We start from the raw sequence: 21327 nt of genomic DNA on the forward strand, positions 1-21327 counted from the left end.
TGCCAGCACTTATAACCTCAATCGAGCGTGCGACGGAAGCGTGTCACCGCGATCGTCATCGCAATCAGCATCAGTGCAATGAGTGCAATCGTGTCGTATTGCAGGTTGGAGGGAGCGGCGCCTTTCAGCATGATGGCGCGGACGATGCGGATGTAATGGGTCAGCGGCAGGCCCTCGCCGAGGTATTGCGCCCAGACCGGCATGCCCGCGAACGGAAACATGAATCCGGACAACAGAATGCTGGGCAGGAAGAACATCATCGACATCTGCATTGCCTGCAACTGGTTCTGCACGATGGTGGAGAAGGTGTAGCCGATCGACAAATTGGTGGTGATGAACAGCGTAGTCAGCAACGCCAAGAGCACCACGCTGCCGAGAATCGGTACGCCGAACAACAGGACCCCGATGCTGACGATCAGCAAGGCCTGCACGAAACCGACGATCACGTAGGGAATGATCTTGCCGAACATCACCTCCACCGGCTTGATCGGCATCGACAAGAGGCTCTCCATGGTGCCGCGTTCAATTTCGCGCGTCACCGATAGCGCGGTGAAGATCAGCATGGTCATGGTCAGGATGGTGCCGACCAGGCCCGGCACGATGTTGAGCCGCGATTCCGCGGCCGGGTTGTAGCGGGCATGCGCTCTGATCTCGAACGGCATCGCGGGCGGATCGCCGATGTGAAGGTCGTGCGCGAGCGCGGTCTGCATTACCATTCCAAGCGCGCCGAGTGCCGAGCCGGCCGCGACCGGATCGGTGGCGTCGGCGGCGACGAGCAGCGCCGGACGGTCGCCGCGCCGTACCGCGCGCTCGAAGCCGCGCGGGATCTCGACCCCGAACAGCACCTTGCCCGACTGCAGGAGATCGTCGAATTCGGCGACGCTGTGTACTTCGCGGGTGAAGCGGAAATAGCTGGTATTCTCCAGCGCCTTCAGTACCGAGCGCGCCAGATCGCTGTCCTCCTGGATCAGCACCGCCGTCGGCAGACGGCGGGGCGTGGTGTTGATGGCATAGCCGAACAGGAGCAACTGCATCACCGGGATCATCACGATCATCGCGAACGAGACGCGGTCGCGGCGGAGCTGGATGAATTCCTTGACCAGCATCGCAAAGCTGCGCCGCCAGAAGCCGAAGGCCGGCTCCGGCACGTCGCGATTTTGGCTGGCAGCATCGGTTGCACTCATTGGAAATTATCCTTTGAGCGGTTCATGAGGTCGATGAACACGTCTTCCAGCGACGGCTCGCTGTCCTCCCAGCGCCATCCGCTCTTATCGCGATAAGGCGCGATGGTCGCCTCCAGCGCGGATTTGTCGCGCCCCGAGACGTGCAGGCTGGTGCCGAACGGCGCCACCATGTCGACGCCCGGCTTGCCGGCGAGTTCGGCGGCAAGCCCGTTGAGATCGTCGCCGGAAACTGTCCAGGTCGACAACGCCGATTTCGCGATCACCTCGTCCACCGTGCCATGCGCCAGCAGGTGGCCATAGGCAATGTACGCGATCTCGTGGCAGCGCTCGGCCTCGTCCATGTAATGGGTGGAGACCAAAACCGTCAGCCCTTCGGCGGCCAGCGCATGGATCTCATTCCAGAAATCGCGCCGCGCCTTGGGATCGACGCCGGCGGTCGGCTCGTCCAATAGCAGCAGTCGCGGATTGGGCAGCGTGCAGGCGCCGAGCGCCAGGCGTTGTTTCCAGCCGCCGGAAAGCTCGCCGGCAAGCTGCTCCTCGCGGCCGTTCAGGCCGATGCGCTGGATCATGTCGGCCGCGGCGCCCCGCGCGTCGCGCAGGCCGTAGAGCCGGGCGACGAATTCCAGGTTCTCGCGCACCGAGAGGTCCTGATACAGGCTGAAGCGCTGGGTCATATAGCCGACCTGCCGCTTGATCTTGTCGGCGTCGCGGCGGATGTCGTAACCGAGGCAAGTGCCCTCGCCGGCATCGGGCGTCAACAGCCCGCACAGCATGCGGATGGTGGTGGTCTTGCCGGAGCCGTTCGGACCGAGGAAGCCGTAGATCGAGCCGCGCTTCACCTGCATCGAGAGATCATGCACGACTTCGCGGCCGCCGAACGATTTTGACAGGCCCTCGACATTGATGGCGATATCCGGGCTTGATGCAGGCACTGTGTTCATCGCTTGTCCGCCACTGGCGTCCGGGGATTGAGGAACACGCTGATCGGCTGGCCGACACGCAGCACGTCGGGCCGGCTCGGCCGCGCCTGGATCAGGTAGACCAGCTTGTTGCGCTCATCGAGGCTGTAGATGACCGGTGGTGTATATTCCGCCGTCGTCGCGATGAAATAGATCTTCGCCGTCAGGTCGGCCGCGCAATTGTCGCACGTCACCCTCACCTCGTCACCGATCGCAAGCTTCGGCAGTTCCGTCTCCGGCACGAAGAAGCGCAGCTTCATGTTACCGGGCGGCATGATCGACAGCACCGGCCGCTGCGCCGGCACCATTTCGCCCTCGCGAAAATAGATCTGCTGGATGGTGCCGCCGACCGGCGCAAAGCCGCTCCGCCGCGCCAGCCGGGTCTGGGAAGTATTGACGCGGGCTTCCGCGACGCGCAACGCCGAGGTTGCCGAATCGAGGTTGGCCTGCGTGCCGGAGCCGGTCTTGCTCAGTGACGCGGCGCGGTCATAGGTCTGCTGCGCATTGGCGAGCGTCGCCTTGTTCTGATTGAGGTCGGCCTGCTGCAAATCGTCGTCGACCGTATAGAGCTGCATGCCGGGCTTCACCTCGTCGCCCTCGCGCACGTTGAGTTTGGTGACACGGCCGCTTTCGTCGGGGCTGACGAAGATCATGTCGGCCTCGACCCAGCCCTGGAAGCCCGGATCCCTGCGCTCGTTGCAACCACCGAGCACGGCGGCCAGCGCCAGTGCGACCAGGATCGTTATCGTTCGCGACGAAGTCATGCTGTTCTCCGTTCGCCAAAAATCAGATCGAGATGCACCCGGAACATTTCGAGCGCATCCAGTGGCGCATGTCTGCTGAAAAGGCTCTGCCAGATCACGGCGATGAGCGCGGGCGCCACCATGATTTGCGGAAACCGCGCCAGGTTCTTGTGTTGGATCTCGCCGCGCGCGATGCCGAGTTCGATCAGCGCACGCATGCCCGCGAGGCCTCGCGACACCACTTCGCGGTAATAGAAGTCCGCTACTGCAGGAAATCGCGGGCCTTCGGCGACGATCAGCCGCACAAGGTCGCCGCGCCGTGTCGTGGCCACCTCCTCGATGAAGGTTTTGGCAAACCCCTCCACCATGTCGCGCACCGAGGCCCCGGGCTGCGGCGGTGTCGCCCAGAGGCGGGTGACCAGCGGCACGATGGCGGTCCGGATCAGCTCCTCGAACATCGATTCCTTGTCCTTGAAGTGCAGGTAGATCGTGCCCTTGGCGACCCCGGCGCGCTTGGCGATGTCGTCGAGGCGTGTCGCCGCAAACCCGCGCGCAATGAACTCATCCATCGCCGCCGCGATAATGGCGCCGCGCCGCTCGGCCGCCCGCTGGGCTCGGTTGGAGGCCGGCTTCGGCTTAGGGGACGTCGGCGCCCTCGCTCCGGTCCGGCGATTGGCCGGCTTCGGAGCTGGTTTCCTGGCGGCTTTGGTAGCTTCACTTGTCATGCTTAATTTATGACTGACCGGTCAGTCACTGTCAATCCGCCACTGGAAGTGGCCTTTCACATGGGCGTGAGCGTCGCTGCAAACGGCCGATCGCGCCGCTTCGCGGGGGATTTTGCGTCTCGCCAAAGAAGCGTCACATCCCATGCAGCGGGATGTCGCTATGGCGTTTCCAGGTCATTGCGAGGAGCTGACGAAGCAATCATCTCTCCGCGCATAAGGCGGCAATGGATTGCTTCGCTGCGCTCGCAATGACAGTGAAGCACCGAAGCGCCACAACGAGTCGTCATGCCCCGCGAAGGCGGGCATCCAGTACGCTGCCGCTCTATGAGTTTGATCATCAATGTCTCTGGAATACTGGATCGTCCGCCTTCGCGGACGATGACGGGCGAATGCGTATCGGCGTTCTCGCGACGCATCGCGCCCGAGGTTTGCGTCTTGATGTCCCCTCCCCAAAATCGGAGGGTGCAGGGAATGCCGGGTGCTTGCTGCACCCGCGGTCTCGTGTGCAAAGGCGCTAAGAGATGCGCACACGAGCATACAGGTACAGCCGAGGCACTCCGGCATTCCCTGCGCAATGGTTTGACGGCTTATGCCGCGCTCTCCCCGGAGAGGAATTCCTCTTGCCTCCGTCGCTGCCGGCTTGATGGCTCATCGATCCGGTTGGATCAAATTCGCCACCGGCAGCTTGGCACCAGCCACGGGTGTCGGGACCACACGGTTTGCCGTACGCAATAGCGTCGTTCATCTTGCGCGCCCACTTTGCGCGCCGACGCCCTCGCGTCCACCGCATCCCGCCTCGCGTTCGTGACGACCGCGATACGCCCCTCTTTTCGAGACGGGACGGCGCGGAAATAGCCAGTGATTTGGGGTCGCGAACAAGGGGAATATATTTGCGAACACGACTGGACGACCCAAATCAGGTTGAATCTGTTTGATGAGCTAGCCGGAAGTAGTCTGGCCAACGTCCTTGGCCTTGCTACAGTTGCGAGCAGCCTGCCATTCATTCCCTGCTTGTAGCGGTGGGCTGATTTGCAGGTTGCAACGGAGAACGCAGATGGGCAGGTTCGCAGCAAGGTTCTCTCGCGACTGGTGGCCGCGGGGCAAGAGCAAATCCGCTGATGACGCGGAGCTTTCTTCCGAACGAATTGAGGGCGGCGATCGGCGACGACTGCTGCAGGCGCTCTCCGCCATGGCCGGCGGCGCCGCCTTGGCGATGCCGCAGACCGCTGTCGCGAAAGATGCGAGCGAGTTGCCACCGCCAAAGCGGGCGCTGACTGGCCGCAATGAGGCCGGCAAGTCGGTGTTCAAGTCCTTTGACATCACGCCCAAGGTGGTGGAGATCGATACCAATCCGGGGCTGACTTTCTATGAACTCTACATGACAGAAGGCGTGCCAGCGCTCACCGGCCAGGAGCCGGACCCGATGCTCAAATCGACGAAAGCGTTTCCCGACCCAGGCGGCACGATGTTTCGCCTGATTTCTTATCCGCCCAGGCGTCCCGAAGGCTACAAGCCGCCGCCCGGCGTGACGTTCGAGAGCGCGCTGAGAGAATTGTCGGAAAAGGTCCCCGGCATGGGCGACCATTTCGAGCGCGAAGCTCCGGGCATGCACACGACCGACACCATCGATTATGGCGTCGTGGTTCGCGGCGAGATGACGCTGGAATTGGACGACGGGCAGAAGGTGCATTTGCGCCAGGGCGATTGCATTGTGCAAAACGGTACGCGCCATCGCTGGCGCAATCCGTTGCCGGAGCCCTGTCTCATGGCCTTCATCTCGATTGGCGGGAAGCGCGGCTGATCCGACCAAAGCCCAATAGTGTCGAAGAACGTCCGCGGTATCATTACAAAGTGTCGCCGGAACGGCCCTCGCCCGAGGGAAAGAAGGGGTGACCGCATGACATCAGACGGAATCGCCTTAGCTGCCATTGTCATCCTGCTTTTTCCGATGGGCTATTTTTTTCTGGCCTCGCCTGCCTTTCTGCTGGTGAAGCTCGACATCCCGCCTGTCGCGCAATTGTTGCGCGGCATGTTCAATGCCCATTTTCTGATGTTGCGCATTGCCGCTCTCATCGGGATGGTGGCCTTTGCCACGGCCGGTCGGCCGGTTTTCGCCTTTGGAATCGCGTTAATCGCGGCGGTCGCGATCTGGGGGCGCGGCTGGTTCTTGCGGCAGTGGGATGCCCAGCTTAGCGCCCGGGATGCCGGCGACGCCGCTGCGGTGCGCCGGCTCCGCCAACTGCATTGGGGCGGCATGCTGTCCAACACAGTCCTGCTGGCCGCTGTGGTGAGCAGCATTCCCTATATAAGTGCCACGTCGGCCTGACGATCAGGATCGCAACGGAAGCGAGCCTGATCTTTACACACTCACCCCTTGCGCATTTTGCCGAGCAGGTAGTTGTCGTAATAGTTTTCCGCGATCTGCGTATAGAACAGCACTTCCTTCATGTACGCGTCGTGGCTCTCCTTTGTCTTCTTGAACAGCGGGCTCTTCTCGGCAATTTCGTTCAAATGGTCTTGCGTGGCCTTGTAGCAGGCTTCCATGACCGGCTGCGGAAACGCACGCAGCTCCGCCCCGTTGGCGACGAGCCGCTTCAGGGACGCAGGATTGACGCTGTCGTATTTTTCGATCATCCACGCGCCTGCCGCCGAACCGGCCTGGTTGAGGACCGCCTGGTATGGCTTGGGAAGCGCATTCCACTTCTCTTCGTTTACGACCATGTGCAGCATCGCCCCACCTTCCCACCAACCGGGGAAGTAGTAGTACTTCGCCACCTTGTAGAAGCCGAGCTTCTCATCGTCATAGGGACCGACGAACTCCGCGGCATCGATCGTCCCTCGCTCGAGCGCTGGATATACGTCACCGCCCGCGATCTGCTGCGGCACGACACCGAGCCTTGCGAGCACATGGCCGCCCATGCCTGCGATGCGGAACTTAAGGCCTTTGAGATCGTCGACGGTCTTGATCTCCTTGCGGAACCAGCCGCCCCATTTGCGTGCCGGAATTGCCGCACAGAATCGCATGCGCATTGAAGGGCTTCAGCGCTTCATTGCAGAGATCAGCGCCGCCGCCGAACGTCCACCAGGAATGCTGATGGCGATGGTTCATGCCAAAGGGCGCGCCCGTCGCATAGGCCAGGGCCGGCTCCTTGCCGATATAGAAATAGAGCGGCGTCTGCGCGATCTCGACGGTCGCGACGCTCACCGCATCGAGGGCCTGCAAGCCGGGCACGATCTCGCCCGCCGCAAAGGTCTGGATCTGAAACGTGTTGTCGGTGGCATCAGCCACGTACTTCGCGAAAGTCTGCGCCGTGCCGAAGATGGTTTCGAGCGATTTCGGAAAGCTCGAGGTCAAACGCCACTTGATCTCGGGCGCACCTTGCGCGATCGCAGGCGCCGCAACCAGCGTCGTCGCGCCGACCACAGCGCTGCCTTTGAGGAACGTACGGCGTTTCATACTGTGCTTACTCCCTAAAATGAAAGTCGATTGGCGTGGGCGCAAAGGGCCTTCCCCCCGTTTGACCTCACCATAACGGACTTCGAGGCATGCGTGGAAGAACAACCTCACCGTGATCAGGCAGATTGCCGCTTGAACCGCCTCAATCGGACCAGCATTATTTGTCCGGGGGGCGCCGTCTCCAGAGCGCCCTCTCCTGGGAGGTTACAGATGAAAGCTTTCACATGGAGTGCGGTGATCACGCTTGCATTTTCCGCTGCGGCCTACGCGCAAGCACCAACCTGGACGGTCCCGTCCGAAAGCCAACGCTGTCCATCGAAGTGGGGCGCCGCCGACGAGCGCGGTTCGGCCAATCACCAGAAGCCGGCGGCCGTGTTGAACGCCGCGAAGCTGATCAGGAACGGCGAGGTGATCGAGCTGGCGCATGTGCTTGGTCCCAACATGGCGTTCTTCGGAACGCGGCGCTTCGACATGCATACCAAGCGCACGTTCATGAACCAGTTCTCCAACATGCGCGGCTCGAACGAAGAGATTATCATCACCGAGCTCGGCCAGGTCGGCACGCAGTTCGACGGCTTTGCGCACCAGACCCATCTCAATAGCTGGTACAATTGCCAGAAGGTCGACGAGAATACAGATCGCACCGGCTTCAAGAAGTTCGGCATCCATAATGTGGGTGCGCTGTTCACGCGCGGCGTCCTAATCGACGTTGCGGGTTTCAAGGGCGTTGAGATGCTGGGCGACAATTACGAAATCACGGTGGACGATCTGGAGGGCGCTCTGAAGAAGCAAAACTTGACGCTGCAGCCCGGCGACGCGGTGATCATCCATACCGGATGGGGCAAGCTCTACGGCAAGGACAACCCGCGCTACGTGAAATCCTGCCCGGGCATCGGCGTGCAGGCCGCGCTCTGGCTTGCCACAAAGGACCCGATGCTGCTCGGCGCCGACAACTGGCCAGTCGAAGTCGCGCCCAACCCCGACAAGCAATTGTCACTGCCCGTGCACCAGATCGCGCTCGTGGTGAACGGAATCCATCTCCTGGAGAACCTCAAGCTCGACGAGCTCGCGCAAAAGGGCGTCGGAGAATTCGCTTTTGTAATGCAGCCGCTCAAGATTCAGGGCGGCTCGGGCTCCACGGTCTCACCGATCGCCGTGAGGTAGCGGCTTATGACCACTGGTGGCAAGTAGCCGCATTGGCGAAGCGATATGCGGGGCCCAGACCCGGATGTCGCTTCCGCCTTCGCTTTTCGAGCTACGGCGGACAAGTCGCTCATCCGGGCTACGCCTGCTGATCGAACCAGAACCGAGGCTCGAGATTTTTGGTTCGGCGCGTCCTGTTCACGCCAACGGACTACTCCTCGGTCGGGCCGGGAAGGAGACGACGAAGGCGCTGAGCTTCGTGCCACGCCGCAACAACCTCCTTGCTAAGACGAGCGAGCCTGCTTGCCGAGTGCACGAGAATGAGTGTGATCATGGCTGCCGGCCCGGCTTGGTGAGCAGACGCCCGGTCTGACCCTCGGCGTCGTCAGTCAGCTTGAACCCGCGGGCGGCAAGGTGCTGCTCAACGACGCGGTCAGCCCGTCGCTGACGGGCTTCGATTTGAACGCGCAACAATCGGTTGAAAAACGAGGGTTTTCTGGTCGGGGCAGAAAACCAGGCCCCAGTGGTGAGTACGTTCGCCATGGATGGCTCCCTTAATCGGAGTTGTCCCTGGGCGAATTTCCTTCCCTGACTCGAGAGATAGGTATTGGTGTCAGCAAATGCGAGACCAAATACCTCGCAATCATGCATCAATTTTGCACCTCGCCGCGCAAAATGCGCGGCGCAATCACATGGCTGTGATATCAAATACGCATGTCCGCCGAACCAGGCGAATCATCGATGCTGCGAGATCGCTGGGCAAAGTGTGAGTCGCGAGCGCTCACCTCGCAAACGGGTTCACCCAGCCTCCCCGGCCGGCCGGCGCGCGCGGCGGATAGGCTGTCTCGAGATAGTTCAGCACCTTTTCGCGATCCTTGTCGTCGAGCGGCGGCATGTTGTGGCGGCGGATCATCAAATTGATCGAATCCTCCCACTGCGCGCGCGTCATGCCCTGCTGCGCCACCAGGCGGAAACCATGGCAGGCGGTGCAGGCGTAGAAGGCTTCATCGCGGCCGGGTCCTGCGGCAAACTCCTCCGGACTTTCGTCACGCGGCGTGAAGCCGATTTGCGCCACGGCCGGCGCCATCCAAAGCGCGCCGGCCACCACGAACCACGCAAAGCGCTGCATCAACCGACCAGCACGGCGATGCGGTGCATGGCGTTCCCGCCATAGCCTTGCGGATTCCAGAAGCCGGACTGATGCGGCTGCATCGCGCCCTTGGAATCGGTGGCGCGCGCCCAGATCTCGAAGTAGCCGTCACTCGGCAGTTTCAGGGTCGCGGTCCAGCGCTGCCAGTCATACTTGTTCTTCGGCTTTTCAAGCGTGGCCCGCTGCCAGCTCGCGCCGAAATCGGTGGAGATATCCACCTGCTTGACAGTGAGATCGCCGGCCCAGGACGCGCCGCGCAGTTTCAGCTCCTTGGTGCCGGCCGCGAACTTCGCCCCGTTCGCGGGATTGGTGATGATCGAGCGCACCGGCATCGATTCCAGGATGCGGAAGTTCGCCGGGTCGGCCTTGCCGCCGGGCACCATCGGCTTGATCGCCGTGCGGTAGGAAAACTCCGTCATGCCGGGGCCGTCATGCTCGCGGTCGCGGATGGTGATGCGCGTCAGCCATTTCTGCGAGGCAGAACCTGCCCAGCCCGGCACGATCAGCCGCACCGGCCCGCCATGGATGTTCGGCAGCGGCTGGCTGTTCATGCCCCACACGATCATCGTATTCGGGTCCATTGCCTTTTCCAACCGCACGCCGCGCGAGATGCTGGGCTTATTGGCGTCGCCCGACAGATGCAGGTCGGCCGCATAATGGGCGGTGTATTTTGCGGATGGCTTCAACCCGGCCTTCTTGAGCAGATCGGCGAGCGGAATGCCGGTCCATTCGGCGCAGCCGGCGCCGCCATTGGTCCACTGGTTGCCGCGCGCCGGCGGCGAGAAGCCTGCGCGGCCGTTGCCGCCGCACTCCAGCACCATGCGCCGCGTCACCGCCTTGTATTTCGATTTCAACTCGCCGACCGTGATCTCGAGTCTGTTGTTGACCTCGCCGTCGATGGTGATTTTCCAGGAGTCGGGATCCTTCGCCTCCTCGGGGATCTGCCCATTGTTGCGGATGTAAAACTTCTCGATCGGCGTGGTGTCATCGTCGAGCAGGCTTTCGGGCGTCTCGGCGACCAGCGGCTTTTCGCCGAGCACGACGAGGCCTTCGTGCTTGCCGGGGAATTTCAGGTACTGCGGTCCCTTCGCCGGCGCGGGCGCGGCAGCCGATGGGGGCGCGGCGGGCGGAGCGGTCTGCGCGTGAGCCTTGGGAATGCCGCTGTCGTTGCGAGAGAATGGCATGGCGCCGCCTATCACCGCGCCGATCGCAGCCAGCCCTGAACTGCCCAAAAACCTGCGCCGGTTGGTATCGAAGTTGTTGCCGTTGGGCGCATCGCGCCTGGACTCCCGCGCCATGATATCCTCCTTCGTTGCCCTATGCCGGGCTTTTTGGCCGCAGTTCCGTTCGGGAAACCGGCTGGCGGGAGTATTCGCGTTTTGCGGCCTTGCTGCAAGACCGCCGGGCGCAAGCGCTAGCTGTGAAACTTCAGCCCGTCGATGATCTTGTCGATCACCTTGCGCTCGGCGCGCATTGCGAGGCCGACGAGGTTGAGCTCGGCGCGGATCACGCCCTGGACTACCTCGCGGTTGGCGGCATCGTGCGTGGTCTTGAACATGTCCTCGGTATAGATGGCGGGCGTCACGTTGCGGGCGAGCGCCCGTTCGAGCGCGCGGGAGATCGCCGGACGGTCGGCGCCGTAGATCAGAATCGGCTGGCCGATCAGCGACAGATATTTGGTGCCTGAGCCGTCGAGATAAGGCTCGCCGATACATTCGGGAAAACCAGCTGCAATGCCGCCGGCCAGGAAGGAAGCGACGTTGAGTTTTTGCCAGGCTTCGAGATCGGTCCGGATGATGACCGCGATCTTGGTGTCGAATTGCATAATGTCTCCCGGTGCGATCGTCATTCCGGGGCGCGTCGCAGACGCGAACCCGGAATCTCGAGATTCTCAGGTGCGCAATTGCGCACCATAGTTCGATGCTCTGCATCGCCCCGGAATGACGGCGAGTCTATCACCCCTTGGCGTCGCAGGCCCAGGCGCGGATGACGCATTCCTTGCCGCCGAATTCGTAGCACTTCTTTGTCGCGGCGTTGAGCGAAGTCGAAATCTTGGGTTTCACGGCATAACCGTGGGGACCGCAGGGATTGGTCATGTCGACGGCGAACGCGGCGCAGGCGCGTTTCATGGTGATCGCGGCGCAGGTGCCCTTGCACTGCTTCAGCGCCGCGGTGCGCGCGTCGGCCTCGCTGGCATAATCATAGGCCTGGCCGTAAGCGCCGCACTTGCCGATCGCGACCGCGCCGGCCGCCCACGCCTTGGTGATGTAGCTCGAGACGGCCAGTAGCAGCGTCAATGCAACGACGAACAATGCGCGGTGTTGCGCCGCGACGGTCGAAACAATCAAAATCCCCTCCCCCCGAGGTAACAGGCAGAGTTCTAAGCCCGCGGGAGTTTCCACTTGGTGAACGGGAGGTTTCGCAGGGGTGGGCAAAGCCAACGGGTCCGCGCGTAGCGCGGCCCGATGACAGGCTCCGTGTGCCCACCATCCAAACCGAGCCATTGGGATAGATTGTGGGCACGGCGCAAGTGCGCCTTTGCCCACGCTTACGAATCTACCCGCGCCGCGCCGCTTCCAGCGCTTGCGGCGTGTCGATGTCGAGGAAGGCGCTCTGGCCATCGACCGGCACTTCGGCGACCGCTTCGGTGTGCTTGGCGATCAGGTGACGGGCGCCGACGTCGCCATCCAGCGTCATCAATTCCTTGAAGAAGCGCCGCGACCACAGCACCGGATTGCCACGGCGGCCGTCGCTGACGGGGACCGCGATCAGATGGCCGCGGTCCGGCGCAAAGGTCTCGATCAACTGGTCGATCAGCTGTGCGGAGATCAGCGGCATGTCGCCGAGGCAGACGATCGCGCCGTCGGCGTTTTCGGGCACCGCCGCGATGCCGGTCTTCACCGACGAGGCCAGCCCGCCGGCGAAATCCGGGTTGCGGACGAACTTTACCTTGAGGCCGGCCAGCGCCTGCTCGACCAGATCGGCCTGGTGGCCGGTGACGACGATCACGTCCGTTGCCTTCGAAGCCAGCGCCTGCTCGGCCACGATGCGCACCAGCTTCTTGCCGTCGATCTCGGCCAGGAGCTTGTTGGGACCGCCCATCCGCGTCGACCGGCCGGCCGCAAGCACGATGGCCGTGACGTTGCGGTCGGCTTCGGTATCGGCAACCGTGCGCGGCTGCGGCCTTGTCACGATTTCCATCAACAGGCCGCCGACGCCCAGGCCGGTGATTTCAGCGCGCGTGACTTTCAGACCCGCCATCAGCCGCATCAGCACCCAGTCAAAACCGTTTTCCACCGGCGAGCGGGCGCAGCCCGGCGCGCCCAGCACCGGCACGCCGCCGGCGCTGCCGATCAGCAGCAGATTGCCGGGATCGACCGGCATGCCGAAATGCTCGATGGCGCCGCCGATTTCGGTGATCGCCGCCGGAATCACGTCGCGGCGGTCGGCGATCGCGGACGCGCCGAACACGATCACCAGTTCGGCCCCGAGCCCCAGCAATTCCTTGATGGACGCAGCCAGCGCTGCCTCGTCATGCGGCACGCGCCGCTCGGCAATGATGCTGGCAGCGGCCGGCGCCAGCCGCTCCGCCGTCACCCGCAAGGTCTTGTCGATCACTTTTGGCGAGAGCCCCGGCAGCAGCGTGGAAACCACGCCGACACGCTTGATGACGTAAGGCGCAATTCGCAGCACGTCCCGGCCCGCGGCAGCCACAGCCGCATCGCGCAGCGTCGCCTCGACCCCGAACGGAATGAGTTTTACCGTCGCGATCATCTCGCCTTCGACCACCGGCTTGAAAGCCGAAAGCGTCGCAAAGGTGATGGCTTCGTCGACGCCGTTGATGCGGTCGACCGCGGCGCGGTCCACCACCAATACACCGGCTTGCGCCGCAAACAGATTGGCGCGGCCGGTAAAGGCGCGCTCGACGGTGACGCCTTCGCCGGCAACGGCCTGCGCGACGCTGGCGGCGGCTTCGTCTTCGGAGACGTCGCCCTCCTCCAGCCGCACCACGACGATTTCCTTGACACCAGCCTTGTTGAGCGCCTCGACTTCGGCGGGACCGATCGTGGTGCCTTTCTTCAGCACCAGCGATCCCTGCCGCAGCGTGTGCACGGTGACGCCGCCAATCGCATCGGCAGGACTGGCGGGACCGAACTTCATGCCGCCTGCACCTTCGCGGTTTGCTTGACGCCTTCCTTGGGCAGCCGCAGTTCGGCAGTGATCTCGGCCATGATCGCGACCGCGATCTCTGATGGCGACACCGCACCGATCGAAAGCCCGATCGGTGCATGAATGCTCGCGATGTCGGCATCCGACGCGCCCTGCGCCTTCAGCCGCTCGGCGCGTTTGGCGTGGGTCTTTCGCGAGCCCAGCGCGCCGATATAGAAGCAGTCGCGCTCGAACGCGTGCAGCAGCGCCGGGTCGTCGATCTTCGGATCATGCGTCAGCGCGACAAACGCCGTGTAGTGATCGATGTTGAGCGGCGGCAGCGCCACATCAGGCCATTCCGCGATCAGCGGCACGTCGGGAAAGCGTTCGGGGCTGGCGAACGCCGTGCGCGGATCAACCACCGTCACGTCGTAATCGAGCGAACGTGCGAGCGGCGCCAGCGCCTGGCTGATATGGACTGCGCCGACAATGACAAGCCGTGCAGTCGGGGCGTAGACGTTGAGAAACAGTTTCTTGCCGCCGCTCTCGACCATGCCGCTCTTGCCCATGCGGAGCTGCTTTGAAAGCTCGGCACCGAGCGGATCGGTCGCGATATCCTTGGCTTTCACCAGCCGCTGATCGCCATTGGCGACGTCGGTGACCACGATGACCGGCCGGCGCGCGGCGCGCTCGGCATTGACCTGTGTGAGGGTTTCCAGCTTCACGATTGACCCACCTTCTCGACGAAGACGCGGATGGTGCCGCCGCAGGACAGCCCGACATTCCAGGCGGTCTCGTCGGCAACGCCGAATTCGAGCATTTTGGGCTTGCCGCTGGCGATCACATCCAGCGCTTCGGTCACGACGGCGCCTTCGACGCAGCCGCCGGAAACCGACCCCAAAAACGTGCCGTCATCATTGATGACGAGGCTTGAGCCGGCCGGCCTCGGGGCCGAGCCCCAGGTCTCGACCACGGTCGCGAGCGCCACGCCATGACCGGCCTTCTGCCAGTTCTCGGCGGCCTGCAGAATGTCTTCGTCGCGGTTGAGCATTTTGACGCCCTTTCAAGCTGCTGAGCGGATGCGGCTCATGTGATGCGGCGGCGGCGGCGCCGAAAGCGCCGCGATCAGCCCTTCCATCGAGGTCAAGTTATGCACCGGGCGGAATTCGTCAACGTGCGGCAGCATCATTTTGATGCCCTGCGCCTTGGCCTCGAAGGCGCTATAGCGCAAAAGCGGGTTGAGCCAGATCAGGCGGCGGCAGGAGCGGTGCAGCCGGTCCATCTCGAAGGCGAGCTTGGCGTCCGCCTCGCGCTCCAGCCCGTCCGAGATCAGCAGCACGATGGCGCCCTGCCCGAGCACGCGGCGCCCCCACAATTTGTTGAAGCTGTGCAGCGAGGTGGCAATCCGGGTGCCGCCAGCCCAGTCTTCCACCGAGGACGAACAGCTCGCCAAGGCTTCGTCGGGATCCTTTGCCCGCAGCGCCCGCGTCACGTTGGTGAGGCGGGTGCCGAACAGGAACACCGAGACGCGCTTGCGCGCGTCGGTGATGGCATGGAGGAAATGCAGGAACAGGCGGGTATATTCGCTCATCGATCCAGAGATATCCAGGAGCGCCACGATCGGCGCCGGCTTCTCAATCCTGCCGAGCTTTCGGATGTCGATGATCTCGCCGCCGGTGCGCAAGGAGCTGCGCAGGGTGCGGCGCATGTCGAGGCGAAGCCCCTTGGCATCGGGCTGGTAGCGGCGGGTGCGCAGCTCCGCCTGCGGCAGCTTCATATTGGCGATAGCGCGGGTGACTTCGGCGATCTCGGCCGCGCTCATCTGCGCAAAGTCTTTCTTCTGCAGGATCTCCTTGTCGGAGACCGACAGTTTCAATTCCTGCTGCTGCTCGTGCTGCGTCTCATCGCGCATCGAGGGCTGCGCCATCGCCTCCTGCACGCGGCGCGAGGCCGGTCGCGGCTTCTTTTTGGCGTGATCCGGCAGCGGCACCGAATCCAACATGTGCTTCCAGTCCTCGGCGGCGCGGAAGAACAGGTCGAAGGCTTGGGCGAAGATCAGCATATGCTCATGGCGCTTGACGAAGATCGCCTCCAGCGTGGCGTAGACGTCGGCGCGGTTGCCGATTTCGATTGCTTGCAGCGCGTCGAGTGCGTCGATCACCGCGCCGGGGCCGACGGGAATGCCGGCGGCGCGGAGCGCGCGGGCGAAGCCGACGACGTTGTCGGCCATGTGGCCGGTCGGGGGATTGAGGTGGTCGATGGTGGTCATGGTGCGCTAACCTCTCCGTCATTCCGGGATGGTGCGTTAGCACCAGACCCGGAATCTCGAGATTCTCAGGTGCACAATTGCGCACCGTAGTTCGATGCTGCGCATCGCCCCAGAATGACGGCGCGTGCTGTCACGCCGCGCGAAACTAATCTTCGCTCGTCGCGTCCTTCAAAACCTTTTGCAGCGTGTCGCCCTGCATCCGCGCGATGTCGTCCTGGTACTTCAACAGCGCGCCGAGCGTGTCGCCGACCAGTTGCGGCGTCAGCGAGCGGGCGTCGAGCTCGGTCAGGGCGGTGGCCCAGTCGATGGTCTCCGCAACGCCCGGCGATTTGTAGAAATCCTGGTCGCGCAGCGCCTGCACGAAGTGGACGACCTGCTGAGAGAGTTTCGCAGAAATGCCCGGCACGCGCGACTTGACGATCGCAAGCTCCCGCTCGGCCTCGGGGTAATCGACCCAGTGATAGAGGCAGCGGCGCTTCAGCGCGTCATGGATCTCGCGGGTGCGGTTCGAGGTGATGATGACGATCGGCGGGTGCGGCGCCTTGATGGTGCCGAATTCAGGGATCGTGACCTGGAAGTCGCTGAGGATTTCGAGAAGATACGCCTCGAACGCCTCGTCGGCCCGGTCGAGTTCGTCGATCAGGAGCACCGGCGCTCCGGCGACGTCTGGCTCCAGTGCCTGCAGCAGCGGGCGCTTGATCAGGAAGCGTTCAGCGAAAATATCCGACGACAATTGCTCGCGATCGGTGTCACCGGCGGCTTCCGCCAGCCGGATCGCGATCATCTGCGCCGCACTGCTCCACTCGTAGACGGCGGAGGCAACGTCGAGACCCTCGTAGCATTGCAGGCGGATCAGCTTGCGCCCCAGCGCCGCCGACAGAACCTTCGCGATTTCGGTCTTGCCGACACCCGCCTCGCCTTCGAGAAACAGCGGCCGGCCCATGCGCAGCGACAGATAGGTCACCGTCGCCAGCGACCGCTCGGCGAGATAGCCGCGCGAGGTCAATAGCTCCAGCATCCCATCGACGGATTTGGGTAGCGTCGATGCACTCATGGGATAGCCAATCTTAATGAGCCGGAAAGCGGCAAACCTACTTCGCCGTCGCGGCTTCGACGGCACGGCGGGCCAGGACGCCGATCAGATGTGCGCGGTATTCGGCGCTGCCGTGCAGATCGCTGTTCAGTCCCTCCGGCGATACCGAGATGCCGTCGAGCACCTTGTGCGAAAAACGCTTCTTCAGCGCTTCCTCGAACGCGGTGGCGCGGAACACGCCTTCAGAGCCCGCGCCGGTGACGGCGACGCGCACGTCGGAAGGACGCTTGGCAACGAACACGCCGACCAACGCATAACGCGAGGCCTGGTTGCGGAATTTGACGTAAGCCGCCTTCTTCGGCAGCGGGAACATAACCTTGGTGATAATCTCGTCATTTTCCAGCGCCGTCGTGAACAGGCCCTGGAAAAATTCCTCCGCCTTGAGGCGGCGCTTGTTGGTGACGATGGTGGCGCCAAGCGCGAGCACAGCCGCGGGGTAGTCCGCCGTCGGGTCATTATTGGCAAGCGAGCCGCCGATCGTGCCCTTGTGGCGCACTGCGGGATCGCCGATTCCGCCGGCGAGTTCGGCGAGCGCCGGAATGGCTTCGCCGACGATCGGCGACGTCGCGACATCGGCATGCTTGGCAGTCGCGCCGATCACCAGCGAACGGCCCTTCATCTCGATGACGTCGAGCCCTTCGATATGGGAGAGATCGATCAGATGCGGCGGGCTGGCTAGCCGCTGTTTCATGACGGGCACCAGCGTGTGGCCGCCGGCGATCACCTTGGCGTCTTCGTTCTTCACCAGGAGGTTGGCGGCCTGCCGCACGGTCGCCGGCCGATGATATTTGAATTCGTACATGAGAACTTCCTGATCGCGGGTCGCGATGAAATCGATTAAGCGAGGTCGGACTTTAAGCCAGATCAGACTTGGCCATCGCCTTGGCGCCAGCGGCGATCGAGGCAACGATGTTCTGATAGCCGGTACAACGGCAAAGATTGCCTTCAAGCTCTTCGCGAATGACGTGGTCTGACAAATCGTGGCCCTTGCGATGCACCAGATCGACCGCGGTCATGATCATGCCGGGGGTGCAGAAGCCGCATTGCAGGCCATGGTGCTCACGGAACGCCTCCTGCATCGGGTGCAGCGGCGCGCCGTCGGGCGCCAGGCCCTCGATGGTACGGACCTCGTGGCCGTCAGCCATGACTGCGAGCGTGGTGCAGGACTTGACCGCCCTGCCGTCGAGATGCACGACGCAGGCGCCGCACTGCGAGGTGTCGCAGCCGACATGGGTGCCCGTCAGCCGGAGATTTTCCCGCAGAAACTGGACCAGAAGGGTACGGGGATCGACGTTGGCGTTTACGGGATTACCGTTCACGATCAGGGAAATCTTGGCCATCAGCACTCTCTTGGGCTGCACCGCCGGATGTACCGGCAACGCAGGCGTTTATAGTCATTCCAAAGCCCATAATATGGGCCATCCCGCTAATGAGCAACCTCAGGAGCCCCTCGCCTGGGGCATGGCCTGAGTGACTTGACGGGCGTGTTCGACCAGGGCCGGCGCGCAGGAATCAGCCTTAAGGCAGCCTCAAGATCAGCCTTGCACGGCCTTGCCGAAATTGGCGAAGAATTCGTCGGCCAGCTTCTTGGCCGCGCCATTGATCAGCCGCTGTCCGAGCTGGGCCAGCTTGCCGCCGATCTGCGCCTCGACGTTGTAGCTTAGGAGCGTGCCGCCATCCTTTTCGGACAGCGCCACCGTGGCGCCGCCCTTGGCGAAGCCGGCGACACCGCCCTCGCCTTCGCCCGAGATCTTGTAGCCGTTGGGCGGGTCGAGATCGCTCAGCATGACCTTGCCCTTGAAGCGGGCGGAGACCGGTCCGACCTTCATTTTGGCGGTGGCGCGGAAGCCGTTGTCCTCGGTCTTTTCCAGCTCCTCGCAGCCGGGGATGCAGGCCTTCAGCACTTCCGGATCGTTCAGTTTGGCCCACACGGCCTCGCGCGACGCCGCAAGCTGGACTTCGCCGTTCATTGTCATGGCCATGGGGGGTGCCTCCTCGATCGCGTCAACCTGATAGACCCCAAGTAAAGCACGCCCGGGCCAAAAGGAAGGCCGGCTGGCGCGATGAGCAATGCATATTCGCAACCGCAGCAGGCGCGAACCCGACAAGGGGCATTGGCATTGACCGGCCGGAATGGTTAGGTCGCGCCAATGAGCACGTCCCTCTCCCCTTTGCTTGCCCCGATGCTGTCGAGCGCAGCGATGCGCACGATTTGCGACGATATGGCAAGTCTGCAGAACATGCTGGATTTCGAGGCCGCGCTAGCGCGCGCGGAAGGCTCGCTCGGGGTGATTCCGGCAAGCGCGGCCGACCCGATTACCAGCGCGTGCCGGGCCGAATCATTCGACATCGCCGCATTGGCTGACGCGGTGACCAAGGCTGGCAATCTCGCGATCCCCCTCGTCAAGGCGCTGACCGCAAATGTCGCCAAATCGGATGCCGCGGCGGCACGCTACGTGCATTGGGGCGCGACCAGCCAGGACGTCATCGATACCGCCGCCATGCTCGGCCTTCGCGCCGGCATCGATGCACTGCTCGCCGACATCAATCGCGCGATCGCAGGCTTTGCCAAACTGGCGCGTCAGCACCGCCACACCGCAGTCGTCGCCCGCACCTGGCTGCAGCATGCGCTGCCGATGCCGTTCGGGCTGAAGCTCGCCGAATACGCCGCGGCGCTGCACCGCTCCAAGCTGCGGCTGCAGCGCGTGCGCAGCGAGGCGCTGGCGCTGCAATTTGGCGGCGCGGCCGGCACGCTCGCAGCCCTCGGTAATAAGGGATTGGCGGTCGCGGAGAGACTAGCACGGGAACTAAACCTCCCCCTATCCGACGCGCCCTGGCACACCCACCGCGACCGCATCGCGGAAGCGGCCTCTGTATTCGCGATTCTCGCGGGCACTTGCGGCAAGATTGCGCGCGACGTTTCGCTGATGATGCAGACCGATGTCGGCGAAGCGTTCGAGCCGTCTGGCGAAGGCCGCGGCGGCTCCTCCACCATGCCGCACAAGCGCAATCCGGTGGCGGCAGCCAGCGCGCTCGCCGCGGCGACCATGGCGCCCAATCTCGCCGCCACGATCTTTGCGGCGCAGGTGCAGGATCACGAGCGCAGCGCCGGTCCGTGGCATGCGGAATGGCCAACGCTACCGACGCTGCTGCTCGTCACCTCGGGCGCGCTTGCGGCCATTGTGGATATCGCGGAAGGGCTGGAAGTCGACGCCGCGCGCATGCGGGCCAATCTCGACGCGACCGATGGGCTGATCATGGCCGAGGCGGTGGCGATGGCGCTGGCCGAAAAGATCGGCAAGAGCGACGCGCATCATCTGGTCGAAGCCGCCAGCAAGAAGGCGGTCAAGGACAAGAATCATCTGCGCGATGTGCTGCGAGAGGATGCGAACGTCACCGCACATCTCGGCGCCGACGAGATTGAAAAGCTGTTCGAGCCGATGGCCTATCAGGGAGCTTCGCAAGCCCTGATCGACCGTTTGCTAGCTTCGCTGGGCAAAGCGTAATGTTGCCGACGAATCTCTCCGAATGTCATTGCCGGGCTTGACCCGGCAATCCATCGTCCAGGATAGATTCAATTTTTAAGATGGATGCGCGGGTCAAGCCCGCGCATGACGAGGGAACAAAACCCATGCCGATGATCGACGCCGACGGTTGCCTGCTCAACGTATCCGTCGAAGGCCGCGACGGCGGACCGACGCTGATGCTGTCGAATTCGCTGGGCTCGACCATGCAGATGTGGGAGCCGCAGATGAAGGCGCTGACGCAGATGTTCCGCGTCATCCGCTACGACCGGCGCGGCCATGGCAAGTCGAACGTGCCGCCAGGGCCCTACTCGCTGGAGCGTTTCGGCCGTGACGTGCTGGCGATCCTCGACGATCTCAACATCGCGCGGACGCATTGGTGCGGCCTGTCGATGGGAGGCATGGTCGGGCAATGGCTGGGCGCCAACGCACCCGACAGGTTTGGCAAGATCATCCTGGCCAATACCACCTGCCATTACCCGGACCCGACGCGCTGGCATGACCGCATCAAGGCGGTGACGCAAGGCGGCATCGCCGCGGTGGCCGATACCGTCATAGCCGGCTGGCTGACGGCGGACTTTCGTGAGCGCGAGCCACAAATCACCGCCAACATGAAGGCGATGATGCTGACCACGCCGGTCGAGGGCTACATCGCCTGCTGCGAGGCGCTGTCGACGCTCGATCAGCGCGAGCTGCTGCCCAAGATCAAGAGCCCGACGCTGGTGATCACCGGACGTCACGACATATCGACGACAGTTGCGGACGCCGAATTCATGCGAAGCCGGATTCCCGGCGCGAGCATGACAATCCTCGATGCCGCGCATATTTCGAATGTCGAGCAGCCGCACGCCTTCACCGACGCGGTGATCGGCTTCCTGACGCAACGGTAGTTACCGCAACCAAGGACGTCATCGCGAGCGAAGCGAAGCAA

22 protein-coding genes and 1 pseudogene are annotated in these 21327 nt (G+C 63.3%); 5 read left to right on the forward strand and 18 right to left on the reverse strand.

The genetic code is table 11. The annotated features are described in order from the left end of the window. Positions 1–17: 17 nt before the first annotated feature. From HCN58_RS04770 to HCN58_RS04785, 4 genes are read right to left on the reverse strand one after another with little or no spacing between them, the layout of a single operon-like run. A complete protein-coding gene (locus HCN58_RS04770; RefSeq protein ID WP_171578210.1) occupies positions 18–1184 on the reverse strand; it encodes an ABC transporter permease in 1167 nt (388 codons plus the stop codon). Then, entirely contained in the window at positions 1181–2125 is a 945-nt protein-coding gene (locus HCN58_RS04775; protein WP_171578211.1) for an ABC transporter ATP-binding protein, read from the reverse strand. The genes HCN58_RS04770 and HCN58_RS04775 overlap by 4 nt, the downstream gene beginning before the upstream one ends. Next, positions 2122–2907 carry an HlyD family secretion protein gene (locus HCN58_RS04780; RefSeq protein WP_171578212.1) on the reverse strand — a complete coding sequence of 262 codons (786 nt, stop codon included), beginning with the start codon at positions 2905–2907 and terminating at the stop codon, positions 2122–2124. Before HCN58_RS04780 ends, HCN58_RS04775 begins: the two co-directional genes overlap by 4 nt. Beyond that, positions 2904–3611: a TetR/AcrR family transcriptional regulator gene (locus HCN58_RS04785; protein ID WP_171578213.1), complete on the reverse strand. Its 708-nt coding sequence runs from the start codon at positions 3609–3611 to the stop codon at positions 2904–2906. Before HCN58_RS04785 ends, HCN58_RS04780 begins: the two co-directional genes overlap by 4 nt. A gap of 1054 nt (positions 3612–4665) precedes the next feature. Here HCN58_RS04785 and HCN58_RS04790 point away from each other — a divergent pair. Both HCN58_RS04790 and HCN58_RS04795 read left to right on the forward strand, forming a co-directional pair. Further along, positions 4666–5412, forward strand: coding sequence for a cupin domain-containing protein (locus HCN58_RS04790; protein WP_235983378.1), 747 nt, complete (start codon positions 4666–4668; stop codon positions 5410–5412). Between the two features lie 96 nt (positions 5413–5508). Next, entirely contained in the window at positions 5509–5937 is a 429-nt protein-coding gene (locus HCN58_RS04795; protein WP_171578214.1) for a hypothetical protein, read from the forward strand. Between the two features lie 41 nt (positions 5938–5978). Here the strand turns inward: HCN58_RS04795 and HCN58_RS04800 are convergent. Next, positions 5979–7068, reverse strand: a pseudogene (locus HCN58_RS04800) (TRAP transporter substrate-binding protein). Between the two features lie 210 nt (positions 7069–7278). Between HCN58_RS04800 and HCN58_RS04805 the strand changes: the two are divergent. Continuing rightward, entirely contained in the window at positions 7279–8232 is a 954-nt protein-coding gene (locus tag HCN58_RS04805) for a cyclase family protein (protein WP_171578215.1), read from the forward strand. Between the two features lie 309 nt (positions 8233–8541). Here HCN58_RS04805 and HCN58_RS04810 read toward each other — a convergent pair whose 3' ends face one another. The 13 genes from HCN58_RS04810 to HCN58_RS04870 form a co-directional block, all read right to left on the reverse strand. After that, positions 8542–8754, reverse strand: coding sequence for a hypothetical protein (locus HCN58_RS04810; RefSeq protein WP_171578216.1), 213 nt, complete (start codon positions 8752–8754; stop codon positions 8542–8544). A gap of 238 nt (positions 8755–8992) precedes the next feature. Then, entirely contained in the window at positions 8993–9340 is a 348-nt protein-coding gene (locus tag HCN58_RS04815; RefSeq protein ID WP_171578217.1) for a hypothetical protein, read from the reverse strand. After that, positions 9340–10659, reverse strand: coding sequence for a sulfite oxidase (locus tag HCN58_RS04820; protein ID WP_171578218.1), 1320 nt, complete (start codon positions 10657–10659; stop codon positions 9340–9342). The genes HCN58_RS04815 and HCN58_RS04820 overlap by 1 nt, the downstream gene beginning before the upstream one ends. Before the next feature lie 116 nt (positions 10660–10775). After that, positions 10776–11186, reverse strand: a complete 411-nt coding sequence (locus HCN58_RS04825; protein WP_171578219.1) for a DUF2000 family protein — start codon at positions 11184–11186, stop codon at positions 10776–10778. Between the two features lie 130 nt (positions 11187–11316). Next, positions 11317–11706 (reverse strand): DUF4189 domain-containing protein, encoded by a 390-nt coding sequence (locus HCN58_RS04830; RefSeq protein ID WP_171578636.1) that lies wholly within the window; start codon positions 11704–11706, stop codon positions 11317–11319. A gap of 211 nt (positions 11707–11917) precedes the next feature. Next, complete coding sequence (locus HCN58_RS04835) at positions 11918–13522, reverse strand: NTP transferase domain-containing protein (protein WP_171578220.1); 1605 nt, start codon at positions 13520–13522, stop codon at positions 11918–11920. Then, on the reverse strand, positions 13519–14235 hold the full coding sequence (locus HCN58_RS04840; RefSeq protein WP_171578221.1) for an XdhC family protein: 717 nt from the start codon (positions 14233–14235) through the stop codon (positions 13519–13521). The genes HCN58_RS04835 and HCN58_RS04840 overlap by 4 nt, the downstream gene beginning before the upstream one ends. Further along, a complete protein-coding gene (locus HCN58_RS04845) occupies positions 14232–14561 on the reverse strand; it encodes an XdhC family protein (protein ID WP_025589337.1) in 330 nt (109 codons plus the stop codon). Before HCN58_RS04845 ends, HCN58_RS04840 begins: the two co-directional genes overlap by 4 nt. A 12-nt stretch (positions 14562–14573) precedes the next feature. After that, positions 14574–15779 carry a vWA domain-containing protein gene (locus HCN58_RS04850; RefSeq protein ID WP_171578222.1) on the reverse strand — a complete coding sequence of 402 codons (1206 nt, stop codon included), beginning with the start codon at positions 15777–15779 and terminating at the stop codon, positions 14574–14576. 145 nt (positions 15780–15924) lie between these two features. After that, entirely contained in the window at positions 15925–16833 is a 909-nt protein-coding gene (locus tag HCN58_RS04855; RefSeq protein WP_171578223.1) for an AAA family ATPase, read from the reverse strand. Positions 16834–16870: 37 nt separating this feature from the next. Continuing rightward, entirely contained in the window at positions 16871–17674 is an 804-nt protein-coding gene (locus HCN58_RS04860) for an FAD binding domain-containing protein (protein ID WP_171578224.1), read from the reverse strand. Positions 17675–17726: 52 nt separating this feature from the next. Then, entirely contained in the window at positions 17727–18212 is a 486-nt protein-coding gene (locus HCN58_RS04865) for a (2Fe-2S)-binding protein (RefSeq protein ID WP_171578225.1), read from the reverse strand. Positions 18213–18407: 195 nt separating this feature from the next. Continuing rightward, the gene (locus HCN58_RS04870; protein ID WP_065750337.1) at positions 18408–18854 is read right to left on the reverse strand and encodes an SRPBCC family protein; all 447 of its coding nucleotides are present in this window, start codon (positions 18852–18854) and stop codon (positions 18408–18410) included. A gap of 168 nt (positions 18855–19022) precedes the next feature. Here HCN58_RS04870 and HCN58_RS04875 point away from each other — a divergent pair, with 168 nt between their 5' ends. Together HCN58_RS04875 and pcaD are read left to right on the forward strand one after the other, a co-directional pair. Next, entirely contained in the window at positions 19023–20378 is a 1356-nt protein-coding gene (locus HCN58_RS04875) for a 3-carboxy-cis,cis-muconate cycloisomerase (protein WP_171578226.1), read from the forward strand. Positions 20379–20503: 125 nt separating this feature from the next. Beyond that, positions 20504–21286 carry a 3-oxoadipate enol-lactonase gene (gene pcaD / locus HCN58_RS04880; RefSeq protein ID WP_171578227.1) on the forward strand — a complete coding sequence of 261 codons (783 nt, stop codon included), beginning with the start codon at positions 20504–20506 and terminating at the stop codon, positions 21284–21286. Positions 21287–21327: the final 41 nt, after the last annotated feature.

The sequence above is a fragment of the Bradyrhizobium australiense genome (genome assembly GCF_013114825.1).
Classification (GTDB): Bacteria; Pseudomonadota; Alphaproteobacteria; order Rhizobiales; family Xanthobacteraceae; genus Bradyrhizobium; species Bradyrhizobium australiense.

Bases quoted from the DNA above. Each gene is read 5' to 3' on its own strand.
- HCN58_RS04785 (WP_171578213.1), bottom strand. From the start codon at position 3,611: ATGACAAGTGAAGCTACCAAAGCCGCCAGGAAACCAGCTCCGAAGCCG.
- HCN58_RS04820 (WP_171578218.1), bottom strand. From the start codon at position 10,659: ATGGCGCGGGAGTCCAGGCGCGATGCGCCCAACGGCAACAACTTCGAT.
- HCN58_RS04865 (WP_171578225.1), bottom strand. From the start codon at position 18,212: ATGGCCAAGATTTCCCTGATCGTGAACGGTAATCCCGTAAACGCCAAC.
- HCN58_RS04875 (WP_171578226.1), top strand. From the start codon at position 19,023: ATGAGCACGTCCCTCTCCCCTTTGCTTGCCCCGATGCTGTCGAGCGCA.
- HCN58_RS04795 (WP_171578214.1), top strand. From the start codon at position 5,509: ATGACATCAGACGGAATCGCCTTAGCTGCCATTGTCATCCTGCTTTTT.
- HCN58_RS04855 (WP_171578223.1), bottom strand. From the start codon at position 16,833: ATGAGTGCATCGACGCTACCCAAATCCGTCGATGGGATGCTGGAGCTA.
- pcaD (WP_171578227.1), top strand. From the start codon at position 20,504: ATGCCGATGATCGACGCCGACGGTTGCCTGCTCAACGTATCCGTCGAA.
- HCN58_RS04770 (WP_171578210.1), bottom strand. From the start codon at position 1,184: ATGAGTGCAACCGATGCTGCCAGCCAAAATCGCGACGTGCCGGAGCCG.
- HCN58_RS04805 (WP_171578215.1), top strand. From the start codon at position 7,279: ATGAAAGCTTTCACATGGAGTGCGGTGATCACGCTTGCATTTTCCGCT.
- HCN58_RS04870 (WP_065750337.1), bottom strand. From the start codon at position 18,854: ATGGCCATGACAATGAACGGCGAAGTCCAGCTTGCGGCGTCGCGCGAG.
- HCN58_RS04850 (WP_171578222.1), bottom strand. From the start codon at position 15,779: ATGACCACCATCGACCACCTCAATCCCCCGACCGGCCACATGGCCGAC.
- HCN58_RS04815 (WP_171578217.1), bottom strand. From the start codon at position 9,340: ATGCAGCGCTTTGCGTGGTTCGTGGTGGCCGGCGCGCTTTGGATGGCG.
- HCN58_RS04860 (WP_171578224.1), bottom strand. From the start codon at position 17,674: ATGTACGAATTCAAATATCATCGGCCGGCGACCGTGCGGCAGGCCGCC.
- HCN58_RS04845 (WP_025589337.1), bottom strand. From the start codon at position 14,561: ATGCTCAACCGCGACGAAGACATTCTGCAGGCCGCCGAGAACTGGCAG.
- HCN58_RS04835 (WP_171578220.1), bottom strand. From the start codon at position 13,522: ATGAAGTTCGGTCCCGCCAGTCCTGCCGATGCGATTGGCGGCGTCACC.
- HCN58_RS04825 (WP_171578219.1), bottom strand. From the start codon at position 11,186: ATGCAATTCGACACCAAGATCGCGGTCATCATCCGGACCGATCTCGAA.
- HCN58_RS04790 (WP_235983378.1), top strand. From the start codon at position 4,666: ATGGGCAGGTTCGCAGCAAGGTTCTCTCGCGACTGGTGGCCGCGGGGC.
- HCN58_RS04780 (WP_171578212.1), bottom strand. From the start codon at position 2,907: ATGACTTCGTCGCGAACGATAACGATCCTGGTCGCACTGGCGCTGGCC.
- HCN58_RS04810 (WP_171578216.1), bottom strand. From the start codon at position 8,754: ATGGCGAACGTACTCACCACTGGGGCCTGGTTTTCTGCCCCGACCAGA.
- HCN58_RS04775 (WP_171578211.1), bottom strand. From the start codon at position 2,125: ATGAACACAGTGCCTGCATCAAGCCCGGATATCGCCATCAATGTCGAG.